Genomic DNA, 15,690 nt, shown 5'->3' on the forward strand with positions numbered 1-15,690 from the left:
GGGTGCGCGTACGCGCTCGGAGGGTCAGGACACGATGGTCATGTGGCGGGCGGGGACGGCGGTCCAGCGGGTGGCCTGGCCTCCGCCGGCTCCGCCTCCGGCGCCGGTCTCCTGGGTGGCGTGGCCGCTCTTGGCGAGGGCCTCCAGGCGGCGCCTGGCCTTGGCGACGTCGGCCTGGCGGGGGTTGGCCTCGCCGGTGACCTGCTCGGCGAGCTGGCGGGCGGTCAGGCCGCTCGTGCCTGCCTGGCGGAGCAGGGTGAGGGGGTCGAGGTGGTCCTCGACGCGGGAGGTGCCGCGCTGGTGGTCGTGGGTGACCGGGAGCGGGCCGATCTCGTCGTTGATGGTCTTGAGGTGGTGGAGGTGGACGATCGGGTCGCCCGCCGCACCGGCGACGAAGAGGACGCTGCCCGCTCCGGCGGTGAACCAGGCGGAGCCGTAGACCTGGTCCAGGACGGGGCGCTGGCTGCGGGACGCGTCCTGTCCCTGCTTGCGCTGGTGGTGGAGTTCGAGGAGCTGGACGCCGTCGCGCAGGAGCTGCTGGCGGGCGTTGTTGTAGGCGAGGCCGGCCTCGTCGTCGGTGAGTTTGCCGACGACGTCCTTGAGGCTGTCGATCACCACGGTGTCGGCACCGTGCTCGGCCGCGAGCTCGGCGAGCAGCTGGGGCTCGGTGATCAGGGACGCGGGCAACGGGCCCGACCAGAAGACCAGGCGCTGGCGGAGGATCTTCTCGTCGACCGGCCGGATGATCCGGCTGAAGGCGCGGGCGAGCTGGCTGGGCCGGTCCGCGGCGATGTAGAGGACCTTCTCGCCCTCCTGCACGGGCATGTCCAGGACCTGGGCGATCAGGCCGATCCGGGCCAGCACCACCTGCTGCGCGATGGTGGACTTGCCGACTCCGGGCGGACCGACCAGCATCAGGCTCTCACCGGCGGCCCAGGCCGCTTTTCCCGGCATGCCCCAGATCGGCTCGGTGTTGGTGGCGGTCTCGGTGACGAAGGCCCAGCCGTCGAGCGCGTAGCGCTGCAGGCGCCCGCCCGTGCTCCGGCGGGTCCGGTCGGTGATCTCCTGGACCGAGGCGTTGAGCAGGTTCCGGACTTCCGCCGGGTCGGCGCCCTCGGCGGTGGCGCCCTGGAGGACGCGTACGGCCATGGCCTGCATGGCGCGCAGGTCGGCCTGCTGCCGGATGATCTCGGCGTAGTACTCCGCGCCCGCTCCGACCGCGGCCGCTGAGGCGAGGGTGTGAAGGTACGCCGCCCCGCCGACGCGGGCGAGGTCGCCCGTCCGCTGGAGCTGGTGACCCAGAGCGATGGGGTCGGTCGGCGCCTGCTGGCGGTGCAGGTCCAGCAGGGCGTGCCAGACAGTGGTGTGCGCCGGACGGTAGAAGTCGCCGGGCTCCACCAGGCGCCGTACTCGCTCGATGACCTCACTCTGGTGCATGCACGCCCCGAGCACCGCCATCTCGGCTTCCTCGTTGCGGGGCATGCTCACCGCCCCAGCGGTCGAAGGCGCTGGGGCGGACGGTCGGTCGAAGTGTGCGGCGAGGGGTGCGCTGCCAGGGCCGATGGCCGTAGGCTGGGACATGGATTCCCTCCCTGGAGTGCATATGGCCCTGGCAGGCCGCACTCCCGGTTGATCGTCTAGCGATGGGTGGTCGTGGGAGCCGTTTATGGCCTCCGGTGCGCTAACACCGGGGGCCGCTCCCATTTCCGGGCGCGTCAAGGACGCGGCCCGGCAGCAGAAGCATGTTCTGCACGCGGCGCACAGTCAAGCCCTGATTTTGAATCGTGGGCACACAGGTCTTGTGTGATTTTTGATCTGGTTGCGCTTGAACCTGTGTCGTGGCCGAGTTAGCGTGGTGGTTATGACGCAGAACGACTGGCAGGGGCGCCTCACGCAGCACGTGGCCGACGCGGTGCGCCACTATCGGAAGGAACGGGGTCTGAGCGCTCAGGCCCTCGCGGACGCCTGCGCCAAACTCGGATACGCCGTCCCGCGGACCTCGATCGCCAACCTGGAGAACGGGCGCCGTTCCGGGGTGGAGATCGCGGAACTGCTGGTTCTCGCCAAGGCTCTGGAGATCCCGCCGATCGCGCTGATGCTGCCCGTCGGCATGTCCGGCTCGGTCGAGGTCGTGCCGGGGGAGGAACTCCCGATCTGGGACGCCATCGCCTGGATCACTGGAGAAACCCTTCTCGGCAGCGAGCCGCAGCCGGGAACAGTGGCCGAGATCATCTACGAGCTGCGCATCCACGCGCAGGGCGTCAACCAGGTGCAGAAGGCGATCCAGTTCGCCGAGGAGACCCAGCGACACGGCCTCTACAGCGGGCAGCGCCTCAACGGCAAGGACATGCAGGAGAGCATTCAGGCCTACGCCCGCGAGAGCGCCGGCGACCTCCGTGAGTTCCGCGGAAAGCTCCGCGCCCGAGGCATCGAACCCCCGGCCCTCCCCGAGGACCTCAAGTTCCTCGACGAGCCCCAGTAACCCCCTCCGTCCTGTCTCACCAGCGGTGTTAGCGCGCCGCGAGCCAGGACCGCAGCCACCGGCTGCATGACCACCCATCACACGATCCCGCCGGAATGCCAGATCCGGCGAGGAGGAGTCCACCATGCACCGAAGCGGTCTTCCGCTTGCCCAGATAGCGCAGCTCCTCGACGTCCCCGAGGACGCCCTGCGCACCCTCATGGCCGAGCAGCGCTCGGCCGGCGACACCACCCTCGTTGCCCTCACCGTCTCGGAGGCCGCCCGCCGGATCGGCATCGGCCGCACCAAGCTGTACGAGTACGTTGCCTCCGGCGAGATCGCCTCCGTCAAGATCGGAAGCTTGCGCCGCATCCCAGCGGAGGCGGTGAACGACTTCCTGGCCCGCCGTCTGTCGGCGACCGACTTCGGGGCCGCCGCGTGACGCGAGCCTCCGCACCGAAGTCCCGCCAGCCCAATGGCGGCTCCTCGATCTTCCAGGGCAAGGACGGTCGTTGGCACGGCTACGTCACCGTCGGGGTCAAGGACGACGGCACCCCTGATCGGCGCCACGTCAACCGCAAGACTCGCCCCGAGGTCACCAAGGTCGTCCGCGAGCTGGAACGGCAGCGCGACAAGGGCGCCGTCCGCAAGGTCGGCCAGAGCTGGACGCTGGAGACGTGGCTGACGCACTGGGTGGAGAACATCGCAGCCGCGCACGTCTCGGAGAACACCATCGACGGCTACCGCGTCGCGGTGAACCACCACCTCATCCCCGGCCTCGGCGCCCACCGCCTGGAGAAGCTGCAACCCGAGCACCTGGAGCGCTTCTACAAGAAGATGCATGATTCCGGCAGCGCGGCCGGCACCGCCCACCAGGTCCACCGCACCGTACGCACCGCCCTCAACGAAGCGGTCCGCCGCGCCCACCTCACCGTCAACCCGGCCACGGTCGCCAAGGCCCCGCGCCTGGAAGAGGAGGAGGTCGAGCCGTACACGGTCGAGGAGGTCCAGCGCCTGCTCGCCGAGGCCGCCAAGCACCGCAACACCGCTCGCTGGGTCATCGCGCTCGCCCTGGGCCTGCGCCAAGGCGAGGTCCTCGGCATGCAGTGGGACGACGTCGACTTCGACCTCGGTGTTATCCGCGTACGTCGTGGTCGGCTGCGGCCCCGCTACAAGCACGGCTGCGGCGACCGCTGCGGACGCAAGCCCGGCTTCTGCCCCCAGAAGATCAACACCCGCCGCGAGACGAAGAACGCCAAGTCCCGCGCCGGTCAGCGCCCCATCGGCGTCCCCGACGAGCTCCTCCAGCTCTTGCGCCAGCACAAGGAGGAGCAGGCCCGCGAGCGAGCCCTTGCCCGCGACCTGTGGACAGAGAAGGGGTACGTGTTCACGTCGTCCACCGGCGAGCCCCTGAACCCGAACACCGACTACCACAAGTGGAAGGAGCTGCTGAAGGCCGCCGGCGTCCGCGATGCCCGCCTCCACGACGCCCGCCACACTGCGGCGACGGTCCTGCTCATCCTCGGCGTCCCGGACGCGGTCGTCGACTCCATCATGGGCTGGGAGCCTGGAAAGTCGGCCCGCATGCGCCGCCGCTACCAGCACTTGACCAGTCGCGTCCTGAAGGACACCGCCGCCAAGGTCGGCGGCCTCCTGTGGGGCACGGACCAGGCGGAGGGAAGCGGTGTGCCGGAGGCTGGCCAGAGCCCCGTCCCCGCCGAGCTGGTGGTGTACGTCGCCCGCCTCGGCGAGCGGCGCGTGCCCTTCCTCCACCGCGAGCACGCCGACGAGGTCGTCGCCCGGTGGAGCGAAGACTGGCCCGGCCACACCGCCGAGGTCGAGGAATGGGACCGCCGACGCTGGGAACACCAGAGCCCCGGCGGTGCGAGCGCCATCCGCGACCGGGTACCCGAGCGGGCCGTGGTCTTCCACGCCCGAGCTCTGTTCCTCCCCGGCGGGGAACGCACGGCAACCGGCGTGCCCGAACAGTGGTCGGTGTCGGCCTGGGAGTTCGAGACCGACCGCTACACCGACCGTGCCTCAGCCTGGCGCACCGCCCGCCGACCCGGCACGGCCCAGGAGGTCGAAGCCCAGGTGCGTGGCACGGACAAGGTCGCCGTGGAGGCGGCCTTCGCCGAGGCGTGTGCACAGGCTGTGGACCGCGCTCAGAACCCAGGAAAGTACGGCGACACTGACGAGTGGTGATGTAGGAGAACCCAATGTGCCCGTGCGGGTGCCGGATTTCCGTCCGGCACCCTCCTTAGGGGGGGGGAGATCAGTTCCCAGGGCTCCACGCGACTTCGTGGGCCGCCGCCCCTCGTGAGGAGCCCCAACGCCTCCGTGATGGCACAGCGACGTCGGAGACCACCCTTACGGCGCGGCCAAGGTATCCGGGCGGCGGATCACCGCCGAGATTCCGCGGAAGCCTGCAGCGAACCCACTCTCGTGTCGGCAAGCGCCGCCGACCCGCAGGGCACCGTCGTCGGAACCCTGCGCGACCCGTGCATGCTCGTCGTCCACGATCAGTTCGGCGAGGACTTGATCCTTCAAACGGTCGCCTCGGGCTTCGGAGACGGCGGTTTCGTCCTGGCAGCGGTCCGCCACGTGTCGCCAGCGGTCGGCGGAATCCGGATCACCGCTCCACGTCCACAGACCTGCTGCTGCCCGTGCCACTTGGGCCATGAACTCCGTTCCGCCCATGTGGGCGGAGTGTGGCCGCGCCGAGCCGGGTGACCCAACCCAGGCGTAGTTGCCGATGACCGCTTCGAGCGCTCCGTCCCTTCCGTCGAAGATCAGGAGGCTCGCACCGCTGCCCGTCCGTTCTTTCGCTGGCTTCAGGAGATCCCTGCCCAGCCGTTCTGCGGCGTGGTAGCCGATCCGGTGCAGCAGGTCGACGATGTCCTGTGGGTTGGTTCCCTCTTCCGTGTCGCCGTAGAGGACGTCCACCCGCACCCCGCGCGCCACCGCAGCCTGGATGACGTCGCCGAGCTTTGACAGGCTCTCCATATTCACCGTGGGTGAGGCGATCAGGACGTGGCTCGCCGCCTTGGCCAGTGCCTCGGCGAGCACGAGTTGGTGGGCCTCCTCACCGGACACATCCGAGAACAGGGTCGCTTCGGTCGACTGGTCTGTAGGACTGTCATCGCTGCTTCCGAAAGGCTCGCCGCCATAAAGCCATGGGAAAGAGACACTTGTCTGGGGTGCCGCTGCGGCACCGAGCGCGGCGGCCGGAGGCTTCCGCCCGGGGATGCTCAGCGGTGTCGGCCGGTGCCCGACACCGGTGGCCGGCATCCGAGCCTGTACCGGAGGTGCCACCTGCACGGCCGCCTGTGGCGTCGGCTGAACTTCCGGGGCGCTTTCCAACTCCTCCTTCCTGGCCTGTGCCGCCGCCAGAATCTCGGCTGACAGAGCCTGGTGCCAGCCCCGGGGAAGCCCCGTGATGGACCGGTCGACGAGGTCGACGCGCACGGGGAGGTAGCGATCGACTGTCACGAGCCTGGGCCGTCCGATGCTCCGCACCCATTCGCCGCTGGCTCGGGGCAGTAGCTTCTGGATCTGGGACTCGTCCAGCGCGTTGCGCACGATGCGCAGGGGTGTGGACGGGTTGAGGTCCGGCCGTGCCTCCTGCTTCGAGACGGTCAGTACTTCACCGCGCCTGGCCAGCTGTCCTGCTGTGCGATCGAAAACCACCGTGCAGGGCGCGGCCGGAGCCACGACGACTGATGCTGGGTCCTTGCCGGACGAGCATGCCTGCTGCCCTTCGTCGGTGAGGACGAAAGTGGCCTCCCGGCCGCTGGTGACGGCGACCCATCCTGCACCGACCAGGGTCACCACGGCTTCGACCATCAGCCGTTCGTGGACACGGAAGGTGTCGCACAGAGAGGTCAGGGTCGCGCCCTGGTTGGGGGCGACACCTGCCTGAGTGGCGATCTCCTCCAGAACCCGCCGCTCCAGACGGCTGTACGGGCGGCCCCGGGCCACGCTGAAGTTGACGCTGAACATGCTTACAGGTACTAGGACGATCACGAGTACTCCCTGAGGTCAGCCGGGATGCGTACAGCCCTGCCATCCAGGAACCATTCGTCGAGCAGGGTGACGATCTTCTTGAAGGACCACAGGGGCTGGGACTCGTCCTCGAGACGTACTGCCTGCACCTGGTGGAGGAAGAAGTCCCAGGACCCGACGAGGATCAGCAGGCGCTCCGCCCGCGAGAGGAGCACGTTCATCCGGCCTGGGTCGTCGAGGAAACCCAGGCCGTGGCCGATCTCCTTCTCGTTGTTGCGGACCAGGCTGATGGCGACGACGTCTGCCTGGTTGCCCTGGAAGGAGTCGACGGTGTGGGCGGGGAACCGGTTGCTGCTGTTCGCTTCGGCTTTGAGACCTAGCTGGACCTGCAGTCCGGCTGGTAGGGGCGTATCCCGCAACTGCTGGCTGAGCAGGTTCACCTGCCGGGAGTATGGGGCCAGCACCGCGAGCTTGCCCTGACACCCGCCGTCCGGCCCGAGGGCCCGGAGGAAGTTGGCGAGCGCGAGAGCCTCCGACGGATTGGTGTACTTCGACTGGCCGCTGTTCGGTCCGACCTCGCGCGTGGCGGCATCGTTGCGGCACCACGGCACGTCGAGCCAGACCACGGCACGGTCACGGATGCCGGCCGGGGTGTGGAAACCGTGACGCACCCGCTCGACTGGTTCGCCCTTCTGGTTCAGGGTGCGGTTCATCAATCGCCCCTGGTAGTAAGCCTCGGAGATCAGCCGGCCGATGTCCGGGTGCATGCGGTGCTGGCCGATCAACTGCCCCGCGGACGCTCCCTTCGCCTCTGTGTCAGTGACGAGACGGTCCGCACCTGTGGCCACGGCGCAGTACTCGTACAGACGGTGGAAGGTCCTCAGCCATTCCTTGGAGTACTCGCGAAACTCGTCCCGGTCCGCCTGGCTGCGGCGCTCCCAGGAGTCGAGCCATTCCTGGTCGAGCATGCCGGACGCCCGTACTTTGAGGCGGCCGAGGGTGTGCGCCACCGGATCGAGCTTGTCGATTCCTTTGTGGTAGTCCTCGTACCGGTAGGGATCCAGCTGCTTGTGGTCACCGATCAGCAGCCAGCGATGACCTGCCTGCAGCGGCAGCGCGAGGTCGAACGCGTGTGCCTTGCCCGCCTCCTCGACGATCGACCAGTCGAACGCCTGACCAGCCGCGAGGGCGACCAGGTCGCCGGCGCTGGTGGTGCAGTACGTGAGGTTCGCGCCACGTTTGACCAGCTCGACGAAGTCCGACGACCGGGGGCCGAGGTCCCCCTGCTCCTGCATCATATTGATCTCACTGACCATGGCCTTCGCGTCCTCCAGCCAGGCGAGCTGCACCTCGCTGGGCGAACTCATGGCTTCGAGCTGGGAGATGCTGCGCTGGAGCACCTGCCTGGCCACGCCCTCGACGCCGTCCTCCGGCAGGGTGGTTCCGGCCTTATGCGGACCCCGCAGCCGGATCTGCAGTGGCCTGTCAGCTTCGGGTACGTCCTGGAACGCCTCACCCACCTTCGACCTGAGCACGTCGACGGCTCCGTGGGCCTGGGCCGTGACCAGCACCTGGACGACGGGATCCTCTGTGATGATCTCGCGCAGCAGCCAGGCGACGAGGGTGGTCTTGCCCGTGCCGGGCGGCCCTTGCAGCGTGTAGATGGGCCGTACCCGGAGGATGTCCTCGATACTCGCCCGTTTGGGCTCGTCGACTCGTTCGTGGTCGAGTTCGACGGGAAGCTCGGAGGCACCGGTGTCCATGCGGACGTGGCTCGGGCTGGCCAGCGAGCGCAGAAGGTATCCATGCTGGTCGAGGGCATCGATGGCCTTCTTGCGACGCCGGAACAGACTGATCTGCCCAGGCATGCCGGCGCTGCGGAGGAACCCCTCCTTCTCCAGCTTCACCCGACCTTTGCTTAGGCCCGGCCGGCTGAGTGTGATGCACTCGGTCGTCTGGTCTATGGCGTCGACCTGCCACACGTTGCCGTCGTCGTCGGACTGGGGGTCCCGGGGCGGGAGCTTCAAGCGGGCGCCGTCGCGGGCTCCCGACAGGATGACCTTGCGGTCGCTGCCCCGTACCTCCTTCTGCAGGAAGTCGATCAAGTCCACGCGGAACGGCTCGAAGACTTCGTGTCCTTCGGGGCGCGCGCGCTCCTTGACCACGGCCCACTCCACGCCGTCCTTCAGCCACGGGCCGCGGACGACTTCGTACGGGAAGATCTGTGAGTCGAGGAGGAGCAGTTCGATTTGGTTGCTCACGCGGACGAACTCGTGGAAGCGGCTTAGCTCGCGTGAGACCTGCGCACTGCGATCGATCTTCGGTAGCGCGAGCTCCCACGATGTGGCGTTCTGCGCGATCGTACGGTCGCGGGCCACCTCATCCCTGGCATAGGCGAACACGCGGCCAGGCGGGAGTTCCCGGAAGCTGTCGTCGCCCTCGCTGTAGACCAGTGGCTGGGCGGACCGGCAGTCCGCGACCTGCCAGCTGGACGTGCCGTCCTTCCCCCGATAAGTCGTGATCTTTAGGCTGAGCCTGCCGCCGACGAGGATGAAGTATGGCTTGTTAGGGACGGCGTACAGAAGCGGCTTCTGCAGGTCCTGGCGGACGAACTCGCAAGCCTCCTTTCGGTGGATCGGATCCCCAGGGATAAAGGTCCCCATGGGGTCGAGTCGCAGGTGGTCACGCAGCCCGCTGTCCATCAGGTGATCGATGAACTCCGGCCGCCGCAGATCGAGGGCCAGGACGTACTGAGCGTCCTCCTGCTGGGTGCGCAGGGGGTTCGCCAGGGCCCGTGTGATGTCCTGGATCCGGCCGATGATGTCGTACGGCGCGGTCAGGCGCTCCAGCGGGTCTTCGGCGACAAGGTCCAGCAGCAGCTTGCGTTCGGCCTCGGTCAGCTCGTGCTTGGCGGTGTCGATGGTCTTGAGCACCCGTGCGTGACGCTCGGTCGGGGGATTGGCGGTGAAGCGTTCAAGGTCGAGGAGCAGCCGTGCGCAGAGAATGCCGAAGGCGAACCAGTCGTCGTCCTGACGCCAGGCAGTTACGCCTCCCGCGCTGCGCTCGGGTGGAACCGGCCAGCCGACAGGGGGCTGGGTCCCCACCGGACGACCCAGCTTGACGGACCACTCGAAGCCGCCGAGTCGGAGGGACTCGGCACCGAGGTCCTCGTCGAAGAAGAGGGAGTCGAGGTCCACACCCCGGTGCAGGACCTGTCGCTCGTGCAGCAGGTTCAGCCCTGTGGCCACGCGCCGTAAGGCGCTCCACAACTGTTCGCGTGCGGCTGTCCCGCGGTTCGAGAGCCATGGGTAGCGAGCCCGGCGCGGCAGCGCGGTGGCGACGCGCTCGTAGCCTGGTGCCTCCAGGACCATGACGAAGCAGTTGTGTTCCCGGTCGAGGCCGGCGTCCTTCAGCACGACGAGGGCGTCGTCAGCCCTCGGGCTGCTTGCGACCTTGTATAGGGTGCGCAGTTCCTGGTCCCACAGGGCGCGCTGCACCCTGTCCGGTTGCTCACCCTCGTACGTCCACGTCTTGAGCAGGTACGTGTAGCCGTCGCTGAAAGCCTCCCAGACCTGGGATTCGCCATCACCTGTGTGCGGACCCGCGGTGATTTCGTACCTGTTCTGCAGAAGCAACGTCCCGATTGTGGGAGCCGTCATCCATCCACCTTCACGAGCCGGGGAGCGGGTGAGCAGACACTACGGGCGGCCTTACCTGGCCGCGCGGATGAAGCGTGATCCTACTCACGCTCGCGGAACCACTGCGGCTGGTTTCGGACATGCGCACGCACAACTCGGGCGTGATCGAGGCAGCGCCCGCTCGATACCTCCCGGCGATTCGGTAGTGCAGCGCCGCTGCTAACTCCTCTAACCGCGCACCCTGTTGGAGTGTCAGTGGTCCTTCCTATGGTGGGGAGATGGCAAATGGGGTGTGGCACACCGGATATGGCATAGAGATCAATCTGTCCCTGCCCGACCTCGGTCACCCGGACCGTCCCGATCTGCTCCAGGAGATCACCGCCAGCGTCTCCGAGCGTGACCCGCAACTGCTCGAATGCCTGGCGCACCACGAGAAGCGCGAGTGCCTGTCGGAGTCGGGCGGGAAGTCGCCCTGGATGTTCATCCGCCGGGGGCGCGTGGGCGGTCGGCGACCGCTCGTCGCCTCGCACCTGCCGATCACGCACAAGGCGACTCCGGCGGAGAGCGCCCAGCACAAGGCCACCAAGGAACGGATCGTCGAGACCGCCGGGCGGTACGGCCTGGATGCCGAGGCCGAGGTTCCCATCGGCAACCGGCGCAGCGTCTCGGACGCCGTCGTCGCCGGGCCCGGCGGCATACGGATCGGCTGAGAGATCCAGTACCACCACCTCAGTCCCAGCAGCGTGCACCGGCGCTCGGTCAACGCCAGGGAGTACGGCATCACCCCGCTCTGGGTGGCGAAGGACCGGACGGCTTCCCTGATCGACCGGGCTCCCTGGGCGCGGGTCGACGACATGCCGTGGAAGGACATCGCGGAGGGCAAGGAGATGGTGATCCGCGGCGGGTACCGGCACCTCGAAGTCTGGAAGTGCGTAGCGAGCAGCGAGCGCCACTGTCTCGTCAGCGAGGGTGCCGGCCACTGTGGCGCGATTCACGCGGACTGGTTCGTGCCCGCACTGTGCCTCCCGGAGAAGAAGCCGGTCTTCATCGAGGACCTAGTCCTGCAGAGCGCGACGGGCGAGAGCGTCCCGGTCTACGTGCCCAACCGAGGAAGCGGCCGCGCCGGCCGGCACATGTGGGTGTCGGCCGAGGACCGCGCGCTGTGGCAGGAGCTCATCGGTGAGAAGACGCCTCTCCCTGCGGCCCCGGTCGAAGAGGAGGACGACCTGATCACCTTCGCCGAGCGGGAGATCGACCGTAACTGTCGAGCGGGCGAGGAGGGCTGGTTCGTCAGCGATGGCCGGCCTGTTCGTGATCTCGACCAGCCGACCGGCGGCTTCACGCTTCCCCGCATGCCGGTCCAGCGCTCCCGCAACCCGATGCGGATCACCACCGTGGAACGCGCCGCAGCCTCCGCCGCGCTGGGATGCCCGCCGTGGGAGCTCGGTCTGTGCGCCGGCTGCGGCCAGATGATGCGGCGCTACGGGCGGAACGCCGCCATGTACTGCAACGTGTGCCGGTCCGTCCTCAACGGGCGGTAGACGGGAACTGCAACCAAAACTGCAACCAGCGAACGACGAAGGTCCCGGCCGCTATGCGGTCGGGACCTTCGTTTCGGCTGGTCAGCCGTGGCGGAGGATACGAGATTCGAACTCGTGAGGGGTTGCCCCCAACACGCTTTCCAAGCGTGCGCCCTAGGCCTCTAGGCGAATCCTCCGTGGAGAACATTACATGACCGGAGAGGGTGCTCGCGCACGTGATCCGGGGTGGGTGGTGGAGCGGAGGGTGGGGGAAGGGCGCAGGTGGGTGAGGGGGGACGAGTGGGGGCCGGGATCGGGTACTCTGGGCGGAGCCCCTCACGTGGCGCTATCTGACTGAACTCCCCCAGGGCCGGAAGGCAGCAAGGGTAGGTCGGCTCTGGCGGGTGCGTGAGGGGCGCTTGCGTTCCCGGGCCGGTGCCCGGTCGGCGGGCGGTCCGCTAGGTGTTCCTCGGTGTTCCTTGGCGTTCCGTGCCGTTCCCGGGTTGTCAGTGGGCGCCTATAACCTCGTATACGTGTCGTCTCTCGCGCTGTACCGCCGCTACCGCCCCGAGTCCTTCGCCGAGGTCATCGGGCAGGAGCATGTCACCGACCCGTTGCAGCAGGCGCTGCGGAACAACCGGGTCAATCACGCGTACCTGTTCAGCGGGCCCCGCGGCTGCGGCAAGACGACCAGTGCGCGGATCCTCGCGCGGTGTCTGAACTGTGAGAAGGGTCCCACGCCCACGCCCTGCGGCGAGTGCCAGTCCTGTCGGGACCTCGCGCGGAACGGGCCGGGGTCGATCGACGTCATCGAGATCGACGCGGCGTCCCACGGTGGCGTGGACGACGCCCGTGACCTGCGCGAGAAGGCCTTCTTCGGGCCCGCCTCCAGCCGCTACAAGATCTACATCATCGACGAGGCGCACATGGTCACCTCGGCGGGCTTCAACGCCCTGCTGAAGGTGGTCGAGGAGCCGCCGGAGCATCTGAAGTTCATCTTCGCGACGACCGAGCCCGAGAAGGTCATCGGCACCATCCGGTCGCGTACGCACCACTACCCCTTCCGGCTCGTGCCGCCCGGCACCCTGCGGGAGTACCTGGGCGAGGTCTGCGGCCGCGAGGGCATCCCCGTGGAGGACGGGGTGCTGCCGCTGGTCGTGCGTGCCGGTGCCGGGTCCGTGCGTGACTCGATGTCCGTGATGGACCAGCTGCTCGCCGGTGCCGCCGACGACGGTGTGACGTATGCCATGGCGACGTCCCTGCTCGGCTACACGGACGGGTCCCTGCTCGACTCGGTCGTGGACGCCTTCGCCGCCGGCGACGGCGCCGCCGCCTTCGAGGTCGTGGACCGGGTGATCGAGGGCGGCAACGACCCGCGCCGCTTCGTCGCCGACCTTCTGGAGCGGCTGCGCGACCTCGTGATCCTGGCGGCCGTTCCCGACGCCGCCGAGAAGGGTCTGGTCGACGCGCCGGTCGACGTCATCGAGCGCATGCAGGCGCAGGCCTCCGTGTTCGGGGCCGCCGAGCTCAGCCGGGCCGCGGACCTGGTCAACGCCGGTCTCACCGAGATGCGCGGCGCGACCTCGCCGCGGCTCCAGCTGGAGCTGATCTGCGCGCGGGTGCTGCTGCCCGCCGCCTTCGACGACGAGCGGTCGATGCAGGCGCGCCTCGACCGGCTGGAGCGCGGGGCCGCCGCGGCGCCGCCCGCCGCCGTCTTCACCACCACGTCGCCCGCGCCGCAGATGGGGTACGTGCCCGGTGCCGAGGCGCATGTGCCGCCGCCCGTGTCCGCTCCGGCGCAGCCCCAGCACCAGCCGCAGCCCGTCCAGCAGGCTCCGGCCCCCGCGGCCGTGCAGCAGCCGGCTCCCGCTCCCGCCGCCGAGGGCCCCCGGCCCGGCGCCTGGCCCGGGGCCGCCCGGCCCGGCGGCGGTGCGCCCGGTGCCTGGCCCGGTGCGTCGGCTCCCGCGCCGCAGCAGGCCCACGCCCCCGCGGTCCCGCAGGCCCCGGCTCCGGCCGCCCCGCAGGCCCCCGCCGCTGCCGCCGCCCCCGGCGGCATGGCCGCGGGCGCAGGCCAGGTGCGCAACATGTGGCCGCAGATCCTCGAGGCGGTCAAGAACCGGCGCCGCTTCACCTGGATCCTGCTCTCGCAGAACGCGCAGGTCGCCGGCTTCGACGGCACCACCCTGCAGCTCGGCTTCCTCAACGCCGGCGCCCGCGACAACTTCGCGAGCAGCGGCAGCGAGGACGTCCTGAAGGCCGCCCTGGCCGAGCAGTTCAACGTGCACTGGCGGATCGAGGCGATCATCGATCCCTCGGGCGGCGCCAGCCCGCCGCCCGCCGCCGGCGGCTTCGGCGGCCGCCCGGCCGCGCCCGCTCCCGCCCAGGCGTTCGCCCCGGCCCCGCAGGCCGCCGCGCCCGCACCCGCGCCCGTACAGGCGGCGCCGCAGGCTCCGGCCCCCGCGCCCGTGCAGCCGCCGCAGCCGCCTGTGCAGCAGGCGCCCGCCCCGGTCCACACGCCGCAGGCGCCGCCCCCGGTCGCGCCCGAGGACGACGTGCCCGAGGAGGACGACCCGGACCTCGTGGACTCCGCGCTGTCCGGGCACGAGCTCATCGTGCGCGAGCTCGGGGCCACCGTCCTGGAGGAATACACGAACGAGTAGGGGCGTCCCGCTCAGCGGCCCGCACAAAGATCACGGGCGCCCGCGGGCTACCCTGGCTGGCGTGAAGGTCCTCGTCATCGGCGGCGGCGCCCGCGAACACGCCCTGTGCCGCTCCCTCTCCCTCGATCCCGACGTCACCGCTCTGCACTGCGCGCCCGGCAACGCCGGGATCGCCGAGGTCGCCGAGCTCCACCCCGTCGACCAGCTCGACGGCGCCGCCGTCGCCGCGCTCGCGACCGAGCTCGGCGCCGAGCTCGTCGTCGTCGGCCCGGAGGCCCCGCTCGTCGCGGGTGTCGCCGACGCCGTCCGCGCGGCCGGCATCCCGGTCTTCGGCCCCTCCCAGGAGGCCGCCCAGCTGGAAGGCTCCAAGGCCTTCGCCAAGGACGTCATGGCCGCGGCCGGCGTGCCGACCGCCCGCAGCTACGTCTGCACCACCCCGGAGGAGATCGACGAGGCACTCGACGCCTTCGGCGCTCCGTACGTCGTGAAGGACGACGGTCTCGCGGCCGGCAAGGGCGTGGTGGTGACCGAGGACCTGGAGCAGGCCCGGGCGCACGCCCTCGCCTGCGACCGCGTCGTGATCGAGGAGTACCTGGACGGCCCCGAGGTCTCCCTCTTCGCCATCACCGACGGCGTCACCGTCCTCCCGCTGCAGCCCGCGCAGGACTTCAAGCGCGCGCTCGACGGCGACGAGGGCCCGAACACCGGCGGAATGGGCGCCTACTCGCCGCTGCCGTGGGCCGACCCCAAGCTGGTCGACGAGGTCATGGAGACCGTCCTGCTGCCGACGGTCGACGAGCTGCGCCGCCGGGGCACCCCGTTCTCCGGCCTGCTGTACGCGGGTCTCGCGCTCACCAGCCGGGGCGTCCGGGTCATCGAGTTCAACGCGCGCTTCGGCGACCCGGAGACGCAGGTCGTCCTGGCCCGCCTCAGGACCCCGCTGGGCGGCGTCCTCCTGAACGCCGCCAACGGCACCCTCGCCGACCAGGCGCCGCTCGCCTGGCGCGACGAGGCCGCCGTCACCGTGGTCGTCGCCTCCCACAACTACCCGGGCACCCCGCGCACCGGCGACCCGATCGAGGGTCTGGCCGAGGTCGCGGAGCAGGACGCGCCGCACGCGTACGTGCTCCACGCCGGTACGAAGCGGGACGGCGACACCGTCCTGAGCGCGGGCGGCCGGGTGCTCTCGGTCACCGCCACCGGAACGGACCTGGCCGAGGCCCGCGAGCGTGCCTACGCGGCGGTCGGCCGCATCCGTCTTGACGGCTCGCAGCACCGTACGGACATCGCGCTGAAGGCCTCCGGGGCCTGAGCGCGGCGGAAAGAGGCGCGGCCGCGCAGTGAACCGCACGGCCGCGCCACCGTCATCACCTTTGCCCAAAGCCATTCCATCGGGTGACGACTCG

The 15,690-nt window shown here is 69.7% G+C and carries 10 protein-coding genes, 1 tRNA gene and 1 other RNA gene; 8 read left to right on the plus strand and 4 right to left on the minus strand.

Features of this window, described 5'->3' with window-relative positions:
- Positions 1 to 24: 24 nt before the first annotated feature.
- Positions 25 to 1,482: a DnaB-like helicase N-terminal domain-containing protein gene (locus tag ACFVGS_RS16115; protein WP_385692772.1), complete on the minus strand. Its 1,458-nt coding sequence runs from the start codon at positions 1,480 to 1,482 to the stop codon at positions 25 to 27.
- Between the two features lie 379 nt (positions 1,483 to 1,861).
- Between ACFVGS_RS16115 and ACFVGS_RS16120 the strand changes: the two genes are divergently transcribed.
- The 3 genes from ACFVGS_RS16120 (at position 1,862) to ACFVGS_RS16130 (ending at position 4,666) form a co-directional block, all read left to right on the plus strand.
- Entirely contained in the window at positions 1,862 to 2,482 is a 621-nt protein-coding gene (locus ACFVGS_RS16120) for a helix-turn-helix domain-containing protein (protein WP_385692773.1), read from the plus strand.
- 124 nt (positions 2,483 to 2,606) lie between these two features.
- Complete coding sequence (locus ACFVGS_RS16125) at positions 2,607 to 2,903, plus strand: helix-turn-helix domain-containing protein (RefSeq protein ID WP_385692774.1); 297 nt, start codon at positions 2,607 to 2,609, stop codon at positions 2,901 to 2,903.
- Complete coding sequence (locus ACFVGS_RS16130) at positions 2,900 to 4,666, plus strand: tyrosine-type recombinase/integrase (RefSeq protein WP_385692775.1); 1,767 nt, start codon at positions 2,900 to 2,902, stop codon at positions 4,664 to 4,666. The genes ACFVGS_RS16125 and ACFVGS_RS16130 overlap by 4 nt, the downstream gene beginning before the upstream one ends.
- A gap of 165 nt (positions 4,667 to 4,831) precedes the next feature.
- On the opposite strand, the gene ACFVGS_RS16135 is transcribed toward ACFVGS_RS16130, so the two are convergent.
- Positions 4,832 to 6,463: a hypothetical protein gene (locus ACFVGS_RS16135; protein WP_385692776.1), complete on the minus strand. Its 1,632-nt coding sequence runs from the start codon at positions 6,461 to 6,463 to the stop codon at positions 4,832 to 4,834.
- 20 nt (positions 6,464 to 6,483) lie between these two features.
- On the minus strand, positions 6,484 to 10,101 hold the full coding sequence (locus tag ACFVGS_RS16140) for an AAA domain-containing protein (RefSeq protein WP_385692777.1): 3,618 nt from the start codon (positions 10,099 to 10,101) through the stop codon (positions 6,484 to 6,486).
- Positions 10,102 to 10,382: 281 nt separating this feature from the next.
- On the opposite strand from ACFVGS_RS16140, the gene ACFVGS_RS16145 reads away from it, so the two are divergent.
- Both ACFVGS_RS16145 and ACFVGS_RS16150 read left to right on the plus strand, forming a co-directional pair.
- Positions 10,383 to 10,814 carry a hypothetical protein gene (locus tag ACFVGS_RS16145; RefSeq protein ID WP_385692778.1) on the plus strand — a complete coding sequence of 144 codons (432 nt, stop codon included), beginning with the start codon at positions 10,383 to 10,385 and terminating at the stop codon, positions 10,812 to 10,814.
- 33 nt (positions 10,815 to 10,847) lie between these two features.
- Entirely contained in the window at positions 10,848 to 11,645 is a 798-nt protein-coding gene (locus ACFVGS_RS16150) for a hypothetical protein (RefSeq protein ID WP_385692779.1), read from the plus strand.
- Positions 11,646 to 11,733: 88 nt separating this feature from the next.
- Here ACFVGS_RS16150 and ACFVGS_RS16155 read toward each other — a convergent pair.
- Positions 11,734 to 11,821 (minus strand) — tRNA-Ser (locus tag ACFVGS_RS16155).
- A gap of 130 nt (positions 11,822 to 11,951) precedes the next feature.
- Between ACFVGS_RS16155 and ffs the strand changes: the two genes are divergently transcribed.
- The 3 genes from ffs to purD all read left to right on the plus strand — a co-directional run bounded on the left by ffs (position 11,952) and on the right by purD (position 15,596).
- An RNA gene (ffs, locus tag ACFVGS_RS16160) (signal recognition particle sRNA small type) lies at positions 11,952 to 12,050 on the plus strand.
- Positions 12,051 to 12,157: 107 nt separating this feature from the next.
- Positions 12,158 to 14,284, plus strand: coding sequence for a DNA polymerase III subunit gamma and tau (locus ACFVGS_RS16165; protein ID WP_385692780.1), 2,127 nt, complete (start codon positions 12,158 to 12,160; stop codon positions 14,282 to 14,284).
- A 61-nt stretch (positions 14,285 to 14,345) separates the two neighbouring features.
- Positions 14,346 to 15,596, plus strand: a complete 1,251-nt coding sequence (gene purD, locus ACFVGS_RS16170; protein WP_385692781.1) for a phosphoribosylamine--glycine ligase — start codon at positions 14,346 to 14,348, stop codon at positions 15,594 to 15,596.
- The last annotated feature ends 94 nt before the right edge of the window (positions 15,597 to 15,690 follow it).

Source organism: Streptomyces sp. NPDC127114 (assembly GCF_042677525.1).
GTDB lineage: Bacteria > Actinomycetota > Actinomycetes > Streptomycetales > Streptomycetaceae > Streptomyces.